At 62.8% G+C, this 16612-nt stretch carries 14 protein-coding genes, 1 tRNA gene and 1 riboswitch; of the genes, 7 read left to right on the top strand and 8 right to left on the bottom strand.

Features of this window, described 5'->3' with window-relative positions:
- The first annotated feature begins 13 nt into the window (after positions 1 to 13).
- The gene (argF, locus tag M729_RS0112315; RefSeq protein WP_013533642.1) at positions 14 to 925 is read left to right on the top strand and encodes an ornithine carbamoyltransferase; all 912 of its coding nucleotides are present in this window, start codon (positions 14 to 16) and stop codon (positions 923 to 925) included.
- Between the two features lie 110 nt (positions 926 to 1035).
- A complete protein-coding gene (locus M729_RS0112310; RefSeq protein WP_013533641.1) occupies positions 1036 to 2067 on the top strand; it encodes an Hsp33 family molecular chaperone in 1032 nt (343 codons plus the stop codon).
- A gap of 47 nt (positions 2068 to 2114) precedes the next feature.
- Here the strand turns inward: M729_RS0112310 and apaG are convergent, their stop codons facing one another.
- Positions 2115 to 2507: a Co2+/Mg2+ efflux protein ApaG gene (gene apaG / locus M729_RS0112305; RefSeq protein ID WP_013533640.1), complete on the bottom strand. Its 393-nt coding sequence runs from the start codon at positions 2505 to 2507 to the stop codon at positions 2115 to 2117.
- Positions 2508 to 2740: 233 nt separating this feature from the next.
- On the opposite strand from apaG, the gene M729_RS0112300 reads away from it, so the two are divergent.
- Positions 2741 to 3892 carry a ceramide glucosyltransferase gene (locus M729_RS0112300; RefSeq protein ID WP_027161721.1) on the top strand — a complete coding sequence of 384 codons (1152 nt, stop codon included), beginning with the start codon at positions 2741 to 2743 and terminating at the stop codon, positions 3890 to 3892.
- Positions 3893 to 3899: 7 nt separating this feature from the next.
- On the opposite strand, the gene M729_RS0112295 is transcribed toward M729_RS0112300, so the two are convergent.
- The gene (locus M729_RS0112295) at positions 3900 to 5087 is read right to left on the bottom strand and encodes an O-succinylhomoserine sulfhydrylase (RefSeq protein ID WP_027161720.1); all 1188 of its coding nucleotides are present in this window, start codon (positions 5085 to 5087) and stop codon (positions 3900 to 3902) included.
- 57 nt (positions 5088 to 5144) lie between these two features.
- Positions 5145 to 5222, bottom strand: a riboswitch (SAM riboswitch).
- Between the two features lie 74 nt (positions 5223 to 5296).
- On the opposite strand from M729_RS0112295, the gene M729_RS0112290 reads away from it, so the two are divergent.
- A complete protein-coding gene (locus tag M729_RS0112290) occupies positions 5297 to 6391 on the top strand; it encodes a 2'-deoxycytidine 5'-triphosphate deaminase (protein WP_027161719.1) in 1095 nt (364 codons plus the stop codon).
- A 100-nt stretch (positions 6392 to 6491) separates the two neighbouring features.
- Positions 6492 to 7265, top strand: a complete 774-nt coding sequence (locus M729_RS0112285; RefSeq protein WP_050596217.1) for an ABC transporter substrate-binding protein — start codon at positions 6492 to 6494, stop codon at positions 7263 to 7265.
- 171 nt (positions 7266 to 7436) lie between these two features.
- Here M729_RS0112285 and araD1 read toward each other — a convergent pair whose 3' ends face one another.
- The 4 genes from araD1 to chvE form a co-directional block, all read right to left on the bottom strand.
- Positions 7437 to 8429 carry an AraD1 family protein gene (araD1, locus tag M729_RS0112280; RefSeq protein ID WP_013533635.1) on the bottom strand — a complete coding sequence of 331 codons (993 nt, stop codon included), beginning with the start codon at positions 8427 to 8429 and terminating at the stop codon, positions 7437 to 7439.
- 305 nt (positions 8430 to 8734) lie between these two features.
- Positions 8735 to 10021, bottom strand: a complete 1287-nt coding sequence (gene mmsB / locus M729_RS0112275; RefSeq protein WP_027161717.1) for a multiple monosaccharide ABC transporter permease — start codon at positions 10019 to 10021, stop codon at positions 8735 to 8737.
- Positions 10018 to 11550, bottom strand: a complete 1533-nt coding sequence (gene mmsA, locus M729_RS0112270; protein WP_027161716.1) for a multiple monosaccharide ABC transporter ATP-binding protein — start codon at positions 11548 to 11550, stop codon at positions 10018 to 10020. Before mmsA ends, mmsB begins: the two co-directional genes overlap by 4 nt.
- A gap of 123 nt (positions 11551 to 11673) precedes the next feature.
- Entirely contained in the window at positions 11674 to 12744 is a 1071-nt protein-coding gene (gene chvE / locus M729_RS0112265) for a multiple monosaccharide ABC transporter substrate-binding protein (RefSeq protein ID WP_027161715.1), read from the bottom strand.
- A 311-nt stretch (positions 12745 to 13055) separates the two neighbouring features.
- Between chvE and M729_RS0112260 the strand changes: the two genes are divergently transcribed.
- Together M729_RS0112260 and M729_RS0112255 are read left to right on the top strand one after the other, a co-directional pair.
- Positions 13056 to 14045, top strand: a complete 990-nt coding sequence (locus M729_RS0112260; protein WP_027161714.1) for a LysR family transcriptional regulator — start codon at positions 13056 to 13058, stop codon at positions 14043 to 14045.
- 130 nt (positions 14046 to 14175) lie between these two features.
- Positions 14176 to 14412, top strand: a complete 237-nt coding sequence (locus tag M729_RS0112255) for a hypothetical protein (RefSeq protein WP_024503153.1) — start codon at positions 14176 to 14178, stop codon at positions 14410 to 14412.
- Positions 14413 to 14414: 2 nt separating this feature from the next.
- On the opposite strand, the gene M729_RS0112250 is transcribed toward M729_RS0112255, so the two are convergent.
- Positions 14415 to 14488 (bottom strand) — tRNA-Gly (locus M729_RS0112250).
- 81 nt (positions 14489 to 14569) lie between these two features.
- Positions 14570 to 16483: an acyltransferase family protein gene (locus M729_RS0112245; protein WP_027161713.1), complete on the bottom strand. Its 1914-nt coding sequence runs from the start codon at positions 16481 to 16483 to the stop codon at positions 14570 to 14572.
- Positions 16484 to 16612 lie beyond the last annotated feature (129 nt).

Below are 16612 nucleotides of genomic sequence, written 5' to 3'. Positions count from 1 at the left end.
GGAATCATTGCTGATGTCAGTTCGCCATTTCACCGATCTTTCCACCGTTTCCGAAGGCGACCTGCGCTTGATGCTGGACGACGCGGTGGTGCGAAAGGCGCGGCTCAAGGCCGGCGAGCGCACCAAACCGCTCGAAGGCAAGGTGCTGGCGATGATCTTCGACAAGCCGTCGACGCGCACGCGCGTCTCCTTCGACGTCGGCATGCGGCAGCTCGGCGGCGAGACCATCATGCTGACCGGCACCGAGATGCAGCTCGGCCGTTCCGAGACCATCGCCGACACCGCCAAGGTGCTGTCGCGCTATGTCGATGCGATCATGATCCGCACCACCTCGCATGAGCGGCTGCTGGAATTGACCGAGAACGCCACCGTGCCGGTGATCAACGGACTGACCGACGATACCCATCCCTGCCAGCTGATGGCCGATATCATGACCTTCGAGGAACATCGCGGTCCGGTAGCCGGCAAGACCATCGCCTGGACCGGCGACGGCAACAATGTGCTGCATTCCTTGCTCGAGGCCTCGGCCCGGTTCCGCTTCAACCTCAACGTCGCCGTTCCCGAAGGCAGCGAGCCGGCGCAGAAGCATATCGACTGGTCGCAGGCGCATGGTGGCAAGCTGCACTTCACCCGCTCGCCCGAGGAAGCCGTCGATCAGGCCGACTGCATCGTCACCGATTGCTGGGTGTCGATGGGCCAGGAGCATCGCGCCCGCGGCCACAATGTGTTCTCGCCCTACCAGGTCAATGCCAAGCTGATGGCGAGAGCCAAGCCGGACGCGCTGTTCATGCACTGCCTGCCGGCGCATCGCGGCGAGGAAGTGACAGACGAGGTTATCGACGGACCGCATTCGGTGGTCTTCGACGAGGCCGAGAACCGGCTCCATGCCCAGAAGGCCGTGCTTGCCTGGTGTCTAGGCGCTTGAAGTGTCTGGGCGCTTGATCCCTGGGAGCTTGATCTGCGGGCGTGTGATGCCTATTTGCGCCGCATCACGCAAATCAAGCGCGTTTCGACGCATGCGCCCCGGAGGGCGGCATGGCCGCGCCCTGGAGCTTTGTCATGTTGGAAACCTATCAAGTGACTGAACATCACCCCAAACTCGGCGAATTCGGCTATGCCGGCGACGATCACGTCGTGCCATTCGAGGTCGGCCCTCTCGACGTGCGCGGCCGCACGGTCCAACTCGGGCCGATGCTGGACGCCATCCTCAGCCGCCACGATTATCCCGAGCCGGTCGCCCGCCTGCTGGCGGAGGCCTGTGTGCTGACCGTGCTGCTCGGCACTTCGCTGAAGTTCGAGGGCAAGTTCATCCTGCAGACCCGCACCGACGGACCCGTCGACATGCTGGTTGCGGATTTTTCCACGCCCTCGGCGCTGCGCGCCTATGCGCGTTTCGATGCCGACCGGCTGGAAGCGCTGGTCGCGGCGGGCGAAACCTCCCAGCAGACGCTGCTCGGCAGTGGCGTGCTGGCGCTGACCATCGACCAGGGCGCCCATACGCAGCGCTATCAGGGTATCGTCCAGCTCGATGGCGAGACCCTGGAAGACGCGGCACGCACCTATTTCCGTCAGTCGGAGCAGATCCCGACGGATATCAGGCTGTCGGTGGCCAAGCTTTTGACGCCCGGTCCCGGCGGCGCCCGCGAGCAATGGCGCGCCGGCGGTATCCTGGCGCAGTTCCTGCCGCAGTCGCCCGAGCGCATGCGCGTCCCGGACCTGCCGGGCGGCGATGGCGATCCGCGTGAGGAGATCCACGATCCGGTCGACAATTCCTGGCAGGAGTTGCTGGCTCTGCTCGGCACCATCGAGCCGACCGAACTCATCGACCCGACGATCGGCGCCGAGCGGCTGCTCTACAGGCTGTTCCACGAGCATGGCGTGCGCGTCTTCGGCGGCGTTCCGGTCGCCGACCAGTGCTCGTGCTCCAGGGACAAGATCCGCGGCATCCTCGAGGGTTTTTCCGCCCAGGAGATCAAGGACAGCACCGAAGACGGCGGCATCCACGTCGCCTGCGAATTCTGTTCGAAGCAATATGATTTCGACCCGGCGGAATTTGCGGCCCAGTAGAGTAGAAACCACGCCTCACCGGTCGCTCCGCGGCCGGTGAGGCGAAATCAATTCACCGTCCGCCGCGTCCCCGGCAAGTCCAGCGAAAACGCCGGAATGGCGATGTCGAACGTCTCGCCCCGCTTGTTGCGCATCGTGTAATGCCCGACCATGATGCCGGACGGTGTCGAGAGCGGGCAACCGGACGTGTACTGGTAGCTGTCGCCGGGATTGAGTTCGGGCTGGTCGCCGACCACGCCGGGGCCGCGCACTTCCTCGACCCGGCCGGTGCCGTCGGTGATGTGCCAATAGCGCGACAGAAGCTGCACGAAATCGTCCGACTGATTGTCGATCGTTATCTGATAGCCCCAGACATAGCGGTTCTCAGAGGGATCCGAACGGTCCTCCAGATAGAACGGCCTGACCTGCACTTCGATGTTGCGCGTGACGGCGCTATACATAAGCGGCTCCAAAAAACGGTTCCAGCGGAACTTTCGGCGCTCCGTGCGGTTAGGTCAACCGATCGAAGCCTCCTCTGGCCGACCTCGCGGGCAGGTGCCGACAAAGAATGTCATTTAAGTGACATATGACAATGATGGTGTGCGCGGACTGGTGACGCGCGACTCGGGCGCTCTGCTGAACTGTTGAAACCGGCCATCTTGCGGACCGGTTTTCCTGGAGTGACCGGATCTCGATGCAACTCACTCTCATAGCCGCCACGCTTTCAACCGTCCTCATCCTCTCGAATCTCGCCAGCATCGTGCTCGCCGCGTCGCGTCTGAGACGGCGTCGCACCATTGCGCCGCCGGCCGGCAAGCCGCGGCCGGTGTCGATCGTCGTGCCGTCGCGCGGCGTCGAGCCGTTCACGCAGGAGACGCTGGAGCGCGCCTTCTCGCTCGACTGGCCGCGCTATGAGCTGATTTTCTGCGTCGCCCATGCCGACGATCCGGTGGTCAAATTGATAAACAGGACGATCGTCCGGTTTCCGAAAGTGCCGGCCCGGCTGCTTGTCGGCGACGACCGCATCAGCGCCAATCCGAAACTCAACAATTGCGTCAAGGGCTGGGAAGCGGCGCGGCACGACTGGGTCGTCCTGGCCGATTCCAACGTGCTGATGCCGAGGGACTACATCCAGCACCTGATGGCTGCCTGGCGGCCCGGCACCGGCCTTGTCTGCTCGACGCCGATTGGTTCGCGGCCGGCCGGCTTCTGGGCCGAGGTCGAATGCGCTTTCCTCAACACGCTGCAGGCGCGCTGGCAATATGCCGGTGAGGCTCTCGGCCTCGGCTTTGCCCAGGGCAAGAGCATGCTCTGGAACAAGCCGATGCTCGACGCCAATGGCGGCATCCGCGTGCTGGCCGCCGAGATCGCCGAGGATGCCGCTGCGACCAAGCTGGTGAACAGTCTCGGCCTGCGCGTCAATCTCGTCGCCGCCCCCTTCGAGCAGCCGCTTGGCCGGCGCTCGTTTGACGAGATCTGGTCGCGTCAGGCCCGTTGGGCGCGCCTGCGCCGCGTCACTTTCCCGCTGTTCTTCGCACCCGAAATCCTGACCGGCGCCGTGGTGCCGCTGGTGCTTGCGTTGCTTGCGGCGGCAAGCGCCGGTTTCAGCCTCTGGGCAACCGCCCTTGCCGTGCTGGCGGCCTTCTATCTTCCAGAGTGCGCCCTGGCCTGGTCCAAGGGCTGGTACCTGTCGCCACGCATGGTCGCTGCGCTCATGGCGCGCGACCTGATCCTGCCGGCGATGTGGGGGCGCGGTTGGCTCGGCGGCGCCGTCGACTGGCGCGGCAATGCGATGACCATCGGCACCAAGACGGCCGAGCTGGAAGAGACGCCGTCCGGCGCCTGAAGGCCTCCTACCTGGCCTTCAGCGCCTGCGCGATGTCCTCGAGCAGATCGTCGGTATCCTCCAGGCCAACCGACAGCCTGAGCGTGCCCGGCCCGATGCCGAGCTCGGCGCGCGCCTCGTCGCTGAGATTCTTGTGCGTCGTCGTCGCCGGGTGGGTGATCAGGCTCTTGGCGTCACCGAGATTGTTGGAGATCAGGACGATGTCGAGCGCGTTCTGCAAGGCGAAGGCCGCCTGCTTGCCGCCCTTGACGTCCAGGCAGATCAGCGTCGAGCCGCCCGACATCTGCTTCTTGACGATGTCGGCCTGCGGATGGTCGGCGCGGCCGGGATAGATGACGCGCGCGATTTCCGGCCGTTCGGCCAGAAAATCCGCGATCCGGCCGGCACTTTCCGTCTGCTGGCGTACGCGCAGCGGCAGCGTTTCCAGGCCCTTCAGCAGCGTCCAGGCGTTGAAAGGCGAAAGGCTTGGGCCGGTATGGCGGAAATAGTCGTGCAGGTTCTCGTCGATCCACTTCTTGTCCGACAGGATGACGCCGCCGAGACAGCGCCCCTGGCCGTCTATGTGCTTGGTCGCCGAATAGACGACGACATGGGCGCCGAGCTGCAGGGGCTTCTGCTGCAGGGGCGTGGCGAAGACATTGTCGACGATCAGCCTGGCGTCGATCGAATTGGCAAGCGAAGCGACAGCGGCGATATCGACCACTTCCAGCGTCGGATTGGTCGGGCTTTCCAGGAAGAACAGCTTGGTGTTCGGCTTGACCGCCTTTTCCCAGTTGGCGATGTCGGTGCCGTCGACCAGCGTCGCCTCGATGCCGTATCTCGGCGCCAGCGTCTCGACCACCCAGCGGCAGGAGCCGAACAGCGCGCGTGCCGCCACGATATGGTCGCCGGCCTTGGCGCTGCACAGAAGGGCGGCCGTCACCGCCGCCATGCCGGACGCGGTGGCGCGCGCGTCTTCGGCACCTTCCAGCGCGCACATGCGCTTCTCGAACATGTCGACGGTCGGATTGGCGTAGCGCGAATAGATGAAACCCGGCTCTTCGCCCTTGAAACGGGCTTCGGCGGCTTGCGCCGTTTCGTAGACATAGCCTTGGGTGAGATAGATCGCTTCTGACGTTTCGCCGAAACCGGAACGCAGCGTTCCGCTGTGCACGAGTGCCGTCTGAGGCTTCCAGTTGCGCTTCTTGGTGCTCATCGCTTTTCTTCCAGACACAAAAAAACCGGCCGCGAAAGTCGCAACCGGTCCATACGGCCTTGCGGCCCGACGGTCCTTTAGCGACTTGTTTAACGTGGCTGCAAGCCGACCGGCCAAATCACCACGGGATAACGACCCTTTAGACCCGCACCGCGCTTGCGTCAATTGCCGGCTTCATTAAGAGGTTTGTACCAAGCAGGAGTGGAGCCTTGCGGCAGACAGGCATTCTTCCCGACCAGGACATATCGGCGCTGTTCCAGTCCGGCGCGCTGAAGTCGGCGCGTGCGCTCGATGCCGACCAGATCCAGCCGGCCAGCCTTGATCTCAGGCTCGGCGACAAGGCCTGGCGGGTGCGCGCCTCCTTCCTGCCCGGCCCCAATCACAAGGTCTCGGAAAAGCTCGACCGGCTGCAGCTGCACGAGATCAATCTGGCCGAGGGCGCGGTGCTGGAGACCGGCTGCGTCTATATCGTGCCCCTGCTTGAAAGCCTGGCGCTGCCGGCGGACATTTCAGCCTCGGCCAATCCGAAGAGCTCGACCGGGCGGCTCGACATCTTCACCCGCGTCATGACCGATCGCGGCCACGAGTTCGACAAGATCGCCGCCGGCTATCATGGCCCGCTCTTTCTGGAAGTCAGCCCGCGCACCTTCCCGATCGTCGTCCGCACCGGGTCGCGCCTGTCGCAGATCCGTTTCCGCATCGGCAATGCGCTGCTCTCGGAAGCCGAGTTGCACGACCTGCATCGCACGCAGATGCTGGTCGCCACCGAGCCGCCGAACATTTCCGGCGGCGGCATCGCGCTGTCGATCGACCTCAACGGCGATCAAAGCGGCTTGGTCGGCTATCGCGGCAAGCATCACACCGGCCTCGTCGATGTCGACAAGCGCGCGGCCCAGGAAGTCGTCGACTTCTGGGAACCGATCCACAAGAGCGGCGCCGGCGAACTGGTGCTCGACCCCGATGAATTCTACATCCTCGTCAGCCAGGAGGCGGTGCATGTGCCGCCGCTCTACGCCGCCGAGATGACGCCCTTCGATCCGCTGGTCGGCGAATTCCGCGTCCATTATGCCGGCTTCTTCGATCCGGGCTTCGGCCATTCCGCGTCCGGCGGCACCGGCAGCCGGGCGGTGCTGGAAGTGCGCAGCCATGAAGTGCCGTTCATCCTCGACCACGGCCAGATCGTCGGCCGGCTGGTCTACGAGCATATGCTGAAGCGGCCGCAGGCACTCTACGGCACCGATCTCGGCTCCAACTACCAGGCGCAGGGCCTGAAGCTGTCCAAGCATTTCCGCGCCGCGCGCTGACACTCATTGCCCCAAGGCAAAATACTTGCCTGTGCCGGTTCGGCATGCTTGGCTGCCTTGCCGCCCGTCAAGCTGGCGGCGTTCAAGGGGAACCAAGAAAATGCGATTTTCGAAATGGGTCATATCGGCGGCGGGCGCTGCCATGCTGGCAATGCTGGCCGGCTCTCCGTCGGTGCAGGCGGCGGAGAAAATCAAGATCGGCACCGAGGGCGCCTATCCGCCGTTCAACACCATCACCGCTGACGGCAAGGTGGAAGGCTTCGACATCGACATCGCCAATGCGCTGTGCGCGCAGATGAAGGTCGAATGCGAGATCGTTACCCAGGACTGGGACGGCATCATTCCCGCTTTGCAGGCCAAGAAGTTCGACGCCATCATCGCCTCGATGAGCATCACCGAAGAGCGCAAGAAGCAGGTCGCCTTCACCAACAAATATTATACGACACCGCTGGCTCTGGTGGCGCCGAAGGACACCGATCTCACCTCGACCGAACCGGCGGCCCTTGCCGGCAAGACGGTCGGTGCCCAGGCTTCGACCACGCAAGCCGACTATGCCCAGAATGAATATGGCAAGGCGGGCGCGGAGGCCAAACTCTATCCCACCCAGGAAGAGGCGATCACCGACCTGACCAACGGTCGTCTTGACGCCGTGATCTCGGACAAGTTCGTGCTGATGGACTGGCTGAAGAAGGCAAGCGACGGCTGCTGCAAGCTGGTCGGCGACGTCAAGGGTACCGAGACCCAGGCCGGCATCGCCGTGCGCCTGGACGACACGGCCCTGCGCGACAAGCTCAACGCGGCCATCGACGCGATCGTCGCCGACGGCACCTACAAGAAGATCCAGGCCAAGTATTTCGACTTCGATATCTATTGAGGCAGAGGCGCCTTTTTCCTTCTCCCCTTGTGGGAGAAGGTGTCGCCGGAGGCGACGGATGAGGGGTGTTCCAGGGAACGCCAACGTTTCACTCCGCTGGAACACCCCTCATCCGTCTCGGCGCTAACGCGCCGATCCACCTCCCACTTGGGGAGAAGGAAAGGCGCGCTCTCAAAGCGCCTTCACAGCCACCTTCACCGGCTGCTCGATCTCAAGCGGGTTGCGCAGCGGCAGGCCGAAATCCCCGGCCTCGATCTCGAAGACATCGCCGGCCTCGGTCGTGATGCCGTCGGCGAAGGACAGTGTCGCCGTGCCGAACATGTGCACATGCACGTCACCCGGCTGGCGGAAGGCCGCGTATTTGAAATGATGATGTTCGAGGTTGGCGATGGTGTGCGACATGTTCGCTTCGCCGGACAGGAACGGCTTCTCCCACAGCACCTCGCTGTCGCGCACGATGCGCGAGGTGCCGCGGATGTCGGACGGCAGGTCGCCGATCAGGATCTCCGGCCCGAACGAGGCGTTGCGCAGCTTGGAATGCGCGAGGAACAGATAGTTCACGCGCTCGGTGACGTGGTCGGAAAACTCGTTCGACAGCGTGAAGCCGACGCGGAAAGGTGCGCCGTCGTCGCCGATGACATAGATGCCGGCGACTTCGGGCTCTTCGCCGGCGTCCTTGGCAAAGGCCGGTGACAGGAGTGCGGCGCCTGGCGCCACCGCCATCGTGCCGTTGCCTTTGTAGAACCATTCCGGCTGCACGCCGATCTGGCCTTTCGCCGGCTTGCCGCCCTCCAGCCCCATGCGAAACATCTTCATGGAATCGGTGAGCTGCTCCTCGCCGTCGGCGCTCAGCTTCTTGTGCATGGAATCGCGCGTCGCGGCGGAGCCGAGATGCGTCAGCCCGGTGCCGGTCAGGTGCAGATGCGCCGGATCGGGGTGATTGATCGGCGACAGCAGCCGCCCCTTCTTGTAAGCGGCCTCGAGATCGACCGTCTCGCCAAGCCCCTTGCGTTCGATCAGCGCGACGAGGCCGACGCCGGTGCGGGCGGCCTCCATCGCCAGCGAATAGACGCTGCGGGCGCCATTGATGATCCGGGTCTTGCCGCCATTGCGGGCGACGACGCGGATGGTCTCGGCGTCGTCAAGGATCTGGGAGATCAGCATGATGAATCCTCTCTCATTTGCCTTGGCAGGGCTGCCAAAACGGCAAACCTTGCTCAGCGCGGCCGGGACCTCGTCCATGCCACGGTTTAAATTCTCAGTTCGGATTGCGCTCGCGGGCCTGGTCCCTCAGGGACTTCTGTTACCGGCGGGTTGCCGGCAGCGTCGCGATCGTATGCCTCCTGCTTTCCTCGACCAGAGCAGTTCACCGTTTCACGGAAACGGCGAACCGCTCTAACTCATTGTCTTGGCGCAATTCCGGGCGGAAAACCGTTTCACACTTTTCCTGGAATTGCTCTTAAGTCCGTTCAAGCCTTGTTCTTGTTGTAGACGTCGAAGATCACGGCGCCGAGCAGCACCAGGCCTTTGACCACCTGCTGCCAGTCGACATTGACGCCCATGATCGACATGCCGTTGTTCATCACGCCCATGATGAAGCCGCCGACCACCGCGCCGATGACCTGACCGACGCCGCCCATCGCCGAGGCGCCGCCGATGAAGACGGCGGCGATGACGTCGAGCTCGCTGCCGAGGCCCGCGGCCGGCACCGCCTGTCCCAGTCGCGCCGCGATGATCAGGCCGCCGAGCGCCGACAGCACGCCCATATTGATGAACACCATGAGCGTCAGCCGCTCGGTGTTGATGCCTGACAGCTGCGCGGCCTTGGCATTGCCGCCCATGGCGTAGATACGGCGGCCGATGGTCATGCGCTTGGTGACGAAGACGAACAGCGAGATCAGCACGCCCATGACGAGCAGCACGACCGGCAGGCCTCTGTAGCTGGCGAACTCATAGACCAGGAACAGCGCCAGGGCGCTGGCGACCAGCGTCTTGACGACGAACAGGGCAAAGGGCTCGGCCTCATAGCCATGGCGTTCGCGCTTGCGACGCGTCCTCACCCCGAAATAGGCATAGGCCAGCACGGCGATCAGGCCGAGCACGACTGTCGTCATGTGCAGGGTCACGCCGCTGCCCAGGATGGTCTTGCCGGCCGCGTTCACCACCGGCGGGACGAGCGTCAGCGGGCCGATCACATCAGGGATGAAGCCGGAGCTGAGCATTTTGAAGTCGTCCGGAAGCGGGCCGACCGAAGAGCCGCCGCCGAGCAGCGCCTGGCAGATGCCGCGGAAGATCAGCATGCCGGCCAGCGTCACAATGAAGCTCGGTATCCGGTGATAGGCGATCCAATAGCCTTGCGCGGCGCCGATCAAGCCACCCGCAACCAGGCAGACGATCGAAACCACCAGCGGATTGCTGAGCGGTCCCAGCTGCCAGATGACCATCATGTTTGCCGCCAGCGCGCCGATGAAGCCGGCGACCGACCCGACGCTGAGGTCGATATAGCCCGATACGATCACCAGCAGCATGCCCAGCGCCATCACGATAATGAAGGAGTTCTGCTGCACCAGATTGCTCAGGTTCACCGGTTTGAACAGCGTTCCCGACGTGGTGAACTGGAAGAACAGCATGATGACGATCAGCGCGATAATCAGACCGTATTCGCGCAGGTTCGTCGCCAGCGCCGAGACGGCGATGCGCGGGCGCTGTTCCTCGGCGACATTGCCCTGCGGGGCGGGGGCGGTTTCGGTGCTCATGCTGCTTTTCCTTCTCCCCGGACGATGGCGCGCATTATTTTTTCCTGGCTTGCTTCCGCCGCCGGCATTTCGCCCACCATGCGCCCTTCGTTCATGACGTAGATGCGGTCGGTAATGCCGAGCAATTCCGGCATTTCCGACGAGATGACCACGATCGCCTTACCCTCCGAGGCAAGGCGCGCGATGATCGTGTAGATTTCATACTTGGCGCCGACATCGATGCCGCGTGTCGGCTCGTCCAGGATCAGCACGTCAGGGTCGGCAAACAGCCATTTCGACAGCACCACCTTCTGCTGGTTGCCGCCGGAAAGATTGCCGGTCATCTGATAGACGCTGGACGCACGGATATTGGTCTTCTTGCGATAGTCGTTGGCGACGGCGAGCTCGCGCATGTCGTCGATCACGCTGTGGCGGGCCACGCCGCCGAGATTGGCCAGCGTGATGTTGTGCTTGATATGGTCGATGAGGTTGAGCCCGTAGGTCTTGCGATCCTCGGTGACGTAGGCGATGCCGTGTTGGACCGCCTTGCTTACCGAGGACACATCGATCGGCTTGCCCTTGAGCAGCACCTCGCCTGTGATGCGGCGGCCGTAGGAGCGGCCGAACAGGCTCATGGCGAATTCGGTGCGCCCGGCGCCCATCAGCCCGGCAATGCCGACCACCTCGCCCTTGCGCACATTGATGTCGATGCCCTTGATCACCTGCCGCTCGGCATGGAGCGGATGATAGACCGACCAGTTCTTCACCTCGAACACGATCTCGCCGATCTTGGGCTCACGCGGCGGATAGCGGTCGTCGAGCGAACGGCCGACCATCGAGGTGATGATGCGGTCTTCCGAGATATCTTTCTTGGCCAGCGTCTCGATGGTGCGTCCGTCACGGATGACGGTGACCTTGTCGGCGACCCGGTTGATCTCGTTGAGCTTGTGCGAGATCAGGATCGAGGTCATGCCTTGCCGCTTGAATTCGAGCAGCAGGTCGAGCAGCGCCTGGCTGTCCTTCTCGCTGAGCGACGCTGTCGGCTCATCGAGGATCAAAAGCTTGACGTCCTTGCTCAGCGCCTTGGCGATTTCGACCAATTGCTGCTTGCCGACGCCGATATTGGTGATCAGTGTCTTGGGGTCCTCCTTGAGGCCCACCTTCTTCAACAGGGCGGCGGTGCGCGCCTCGTTGGCATCCCAGTCGATGACGCCGAATTTCGCGTGCTCGTTGCCGAGGAAGATGTTTTCGGCGATCGACAGCATCGGCACCAGCGCTAGCTCCTGGTGGATGATGACGATACCCTTGTGTTCGCTGTCCTGGATGCCCTTGAACTGGCATTCCTGGCCTTGGAAGATGATCTGGCCGTCATAGGTGCCGGAGGGATAGACGCCCGACAGCACCTTCATCAGCGTCGACTTGCCGGCGCCGTTTTCGCCGACCACGGCGTGGATCTCGCCTTCCTCGACGCTGAGATTGACGTTCGACAGCGCCTTCACGCCGGGAAACGTCTTGGTGATGTCGCGCATCTCCAAAATCGTCGGGGCCATGGGGACTACCGCTCCTTGAGAGCTCGGCAAACATTGCCGGCGAGGTCGGTGACAATACCGGGCTCGCTGGTGAACGAAAAGGGGCCCTGCGTTGCGCAGGACCCCCTGACTTTGTAACCGGGATTACTTCAGTTCGTCGGCCTTGATGTAGCCGGAGTCGACGACCAGCGCCTGGTAGTTCGACTTGTCGACTTCATGCGGCGTCAACAGGATCGAGGGAACGACCTTGACGTCGTTGTTGTAGGTCTTTTCATCGAGTCCGTCCGGCTTGCCGCCCGAGAGCACCTTGTCGACGAGCTCGACGGTGGCCTTGGCCAGTTCGCGGGTGTCCTTGAACACGGTCGAGTACTGCTCGCCCGAGATGATCAGCTTGACCGAAGCGGTCTCGGCGTCCTGACCGGTCACGATTGGCCAAGGCTGAGCCTCGGTGCCGTAGCCGACGGCGCGCAGCGAGGCGGTGATGCCGCGCGACAGGCCGTCATAGGGCGAAAGAACGCCATCGACGCGGCTGCCATCCGAATAGTTGGCCGACAGCAGATTGTCCATGCGTGCCTGGGCGGTGGCGGCGAGCCAACGCAGCGTGCCGACCTTGTCCATGCCGGTCTGGCCGGACTTGATCTTGATCGAGCCGTCGTCGATCAGCGGCTGCAGGACGGAGATGGCGCCATTGTAGAAGAAGAAGGCGTTGTTGTCGTCGGGCGAGCCGCCGAACAGTTCGACGTTCCACGGCTTGGTGTTCGGGAAGCGTTCCTTGAGGCCCTTGACCAGCGAATTCGCCTGGATCACGCCGACGCCGAAATTGTCGAAGGTGGTGTAGTAGTCGACATTGGCGGTCTTCTTGATCAGGCGGTCATAGGCGACGACGACGACGCCCGCGTCAGCGGCCTTCTGCAGAGCATCCGACAGGGTGGTGCCGTCGATCGAAGCGATGATCAGCGCCTTCGGGCCTTTGGTGATTTCGTTTTCCAGCTGGCTGAGCTGGTTGGGGATGTCGTCCTGCGCGTATTGCAGGTCGACGGTGTAGCCGAGAGCCTCGAGCTGGGACTTGACGGCATCGCCGTCATTGATCCAGCGCTGCGAGGTCTTGGTCGGCATCAGCACGCCGACGAGACCCTTGTCGGCTGCGTGCGCCGAGTAGGTCATGGCAGCGATGCCAAGGGCCGCGACGGCGGCCAGTGTCTTGATGATTTTCACTTTAACTCTCCCTGTTTGATGGACGCGGCACCCCGGGGGTCGCGGGCNGCGCAATCGTGCAGAAGCGCCAAGGCACCGCTGCCGTCATATCGATCTCCGGTATCCTCCCATGGCCCCGAGACGCTGATTCAATCGATACGATTTTTCTCGTCGGCGACCGTCACGTCTTGGAACGCGCGGAGGGTGTGGGTCTTTGCCATAACTGTCAAATGCGATCTTTGATGGTTGCTATATCATGGTTGGTATATGTATTGCGACGTGACGGGCTGACCCCGATGTCGGTCGTACACGAGCAGAAGGCAGGGAAAGCGATGGCGCGGCCAGCGAATCCGACAACAGCTTCAGATGGTTACAGAGAAGCACCGGGCGATGGCGAAACCCTGCTGCGCAGCGGTCTCAGTCTGCGTCACATGCGCATGATCGTCGCGCTCGACGACCATGGCCGGGTCAGCGCGGCAGCCCAGGTTCTGAACATTTCGCAGCCGGCGGCCTCGCGCATGATCGCGGAGATGGAGGCGGTGCTGGAGGTCAAGCTGTGCGAGAGGCTGCCGCGCGGCATCACCTTGACGCCATACGGCAAGGCTTTGGCCAGGCGCGCGCGCTCGATCCTGCTGGAGATGCGCGAGGTCGACCGCGAGATTTCCGAGCTCAAGGCGGGCAAGGGTGGTTCGGTTTTCCTGGGTGCCGTGACCGCGCCGGCAATCGAGCTGGCGGTGCCGGCAATTCGTGAAATCCGCCGCATCTATCCGCGCATCGAGATCACCATGCAGGTCGAGACCTCCAATGTGCTGGCACGCGAGCTGATCGCCACGCGCCATGACTTCATCATCGCGCGCATCCCGGACGACCTCAATCCGCGGCTGTTCGAGTCGCGCGTCATCGGCGTCGAGAAAGCCTGCCTGATCGTGCGCCGTGGCCACCCGCTCACCAGGGGCAGCGTGGTGCGGCTGGAAGACACCGCCGCCTATGACTGGGTCTTTCAGTCTGGCGGCTCGCCCTTGCGCCAGGCGATGGAGAGCAACTTCCTCAACCGCAACATCGCTTTGCCGGACCGTATCCTGAACACCAGTTCGCTGCTCCTGACCCTGGTCATGGTCGCGCAATCCGATGCCATCGCACCGGTCTCTGTCCAGGTGGCGAAATTCATCCAGAACCCTGACGGGCTGGCCGGCGCCATCGACGTCGTCCAGACCGAATTCGACATCGAGGTCAGGCCCTACAGCCTGATCACGGTGAGGAATCGCGCGCTGTCGCCGGCCGCCAAGATGCTGCACGACTTCATTCTGAGGGAAGTGGGATGATGGCTGGATCAGGTAAGCTTCTCCGGCGAAAGCGCCGCCAGGCCGAGGCCAGCGAAAGCGCACTGGGAACATTATTTCCCGCCGATGCGTTCATGATCTTGCAAGGGACGATTTCTTCTGGAGGCTGAACATGCGCAGCTTCGAAATCATCGACCTGCTTTGCGTGATCGAGGCCTGCAAGCACGATCGATCGGTCGGCAATTTCGTGTCCATGGCTGAAGGCGTGGAAGAATTGCGGGTGTTGACCGGCGATTTCGTTTCATCGGATGACGCGGCGGCAAACGCCCTCGCAACGGTGGCGCTGGCGAGAGGCTGCTCGGTTGTGTTCGACGAACAGGCAGGCGCTGAAATGGTTCTGACGCCTTAGACTGGAGCGGGTAGCGGGAATCGAACCCGCGCGTTCAGCTTGGGAAGCTGACAAGCTACCATTACATCATACCCGCGTGCGCCCTCGTTAGCATGAGGGTTGGCCTTCGGGCAATCGCAAAGCGGTCCGTTTCGGCACGACGCCGTCGTGCTGCGGATCACGGCGCGCCTGCGGCCGTGAATTGCCGGTTTGCCTTCGCGGCCTTGTCGCTGGTGGCGAAACTTGGCCAGTATTTCGAGATGGCCAGCGTCGCGCCGGCGGAAGAGAAGTGGCCATAGTCGAAGTAGAGAAATTCATTGGTCTTGGCGTCGGCGTATGAACAACCGGCCGAGTCGCACAGATACGTCAGCGGATCTATGAAATCGGCCCCTTTGGTGAACGGCAGAACCCGTGCGTTGATGCCCGGATCCATAGCCATAGGCCAGGACGTGGTTCCGGCATGCTCCCGCTTCACCAAGAAAGCGATCTTCTGGACGTCGGCGATGAATTCCGGAGACTGGCCGACGGTATAGACCTTGACCCCCATCTCGCGAAGCCGGTCGATCGTCTTCTGCAGGCCGGCGAAGCCCTTGGCCTGGTAGTCGGTCCATCGGCCGCTCAGGATCACCGCCTGGATGTTTGCGTCGCGAATGATCGACAAGGCCCGTTCGTTGAAGCGGGTGCAGGCGGGCCGAGCATAGGAAAAATAGGTCAGGTCGGGCGGACAGCCGGCATAGGTGTATTGGATGACATTGGCCTGGATTTTCTGGGCGTTGGGCTCAAGTCCCGATACATAATGGGCAGCGAAAGAATCGCCCCACAGCAGCACATCGGTGGCAAAGCCCGTTGTACGGGTGCAGTCGGCGAGATTCCAGTCTTCGATGCGGGTCCCGTTTTCGTTGAAGCAGATGCCGTTGCGCCAGTCGCCGACCCGGATACGTTCGGTCGAGAAGTCCGGGAACCGTTGCGGGAAACCGTTGCCCAGTGCTCCGGCCAAACCACCGGCGCACAGCAGCGCGATGGCCGTCGCCGAAAAGGCGAAGATAGGCAGCGGTGCGGTATAGGCTCGTTTCTGGCGGAAGGGCTGCTCGATATATTTCCAGGAGAATGCCGCCAGGGCGAAACTGGCCACCGTCATCGCGACAATCGTTGGCACACCGACGGTCTTCAGCGAGAGATAATGGACGAACGAGTTGATCGGCCAGTGGACGAGGTAAAGCGAATAGGAAATCAGGCCGACCCAGACCAGCGGCGCCAACCGAAGCACGCGAGTGGCGACAGGTGCCGGCCTGTCGGCGTTATCCTGGCCGGCATAGATCAGCAGTGCTGTTCCGATGCAGGGGAATAGGGCATTGTAGCCGGGAAACGGATCGCTGTCCGAAATCATCACAAAGCCAAACGCAATCAGGGCAAAGCCGGCGAGGCCGATCAGCTCCACCGCCAGCCGACCGGCTGGGACCGGAGGCTTGCGCAACATCAGCATGGCGCCCAGCGCCAGCTCCCATATGCGCGTCGGCAAGAGATAGAAGCCTGCCGTCGGTGCCAGCGAGGTTGCTATGACTGCCAGGGCAAAGCTGCCGACGGCCATCGGCAGAAGTACCGTCAGCCAGCGCTTCGAGACGTATCGGTGGATCAGATAAAGCAGGATCGGCGCGAAGATATAATACTGCTCTTCCACCGAAAGCGACCATGTGTGCAGGAGCGGCCGCAGTTCTGCGTCGATGGAGAAATAGTTCGTCGTTTTCCAGAAATAGATATTCGACCAGAAGGTCGAGGCGGCAATCACGCTAAGGCTGAATTCGTGGAGATCCGAAGGCAGAAGGATGAACCAGGCGGCAATGCTCGCGAGCAGGATGACGAAAGTCAGCGCCGGTAGGATGCGCCGGGCGCGGCGCCAGTAAAAGCGGCCGATCGAGAACTGGCCCCGCTCAAGATCATCGAGCAGGCTGCCGCTGATCAGATAGCCCGATATGACGAAGAAGATGTCGACACCGGTGAAGCCGCCAGGAATGGCGGACACGCCGAAATGGAAGAGCACGACGGGCAGCACCGCAACGGCCCGCAGGCCGTCGATGTCGCGCCGGTAGTTCATCCGGCCGGCTCGCGCGCGACCACCATGATCCGTGCGGCCGCACCCGACACGCTCATGCGGCGATGCCTTCGGTCGTGCTGAAAATTCCGGCTCGTCGATGTCACTGGCTTACCCTCAGGCAGCAATTTT

This window comes from Mesorhizobium sp. WSM1293, from assembly GCF_000513875.1.
GTDB lineage: Bacteria > Pseudomonadota > Alphaproteobacteria > Rhizobiales > Rhizobiaceae > Mesorhizobium > Mesorhizobium ciceri.
Note: the sequence above shows the minus strand (reverse complement) of the source record. Positions and strands in the feature narration are given on the sequence as shown.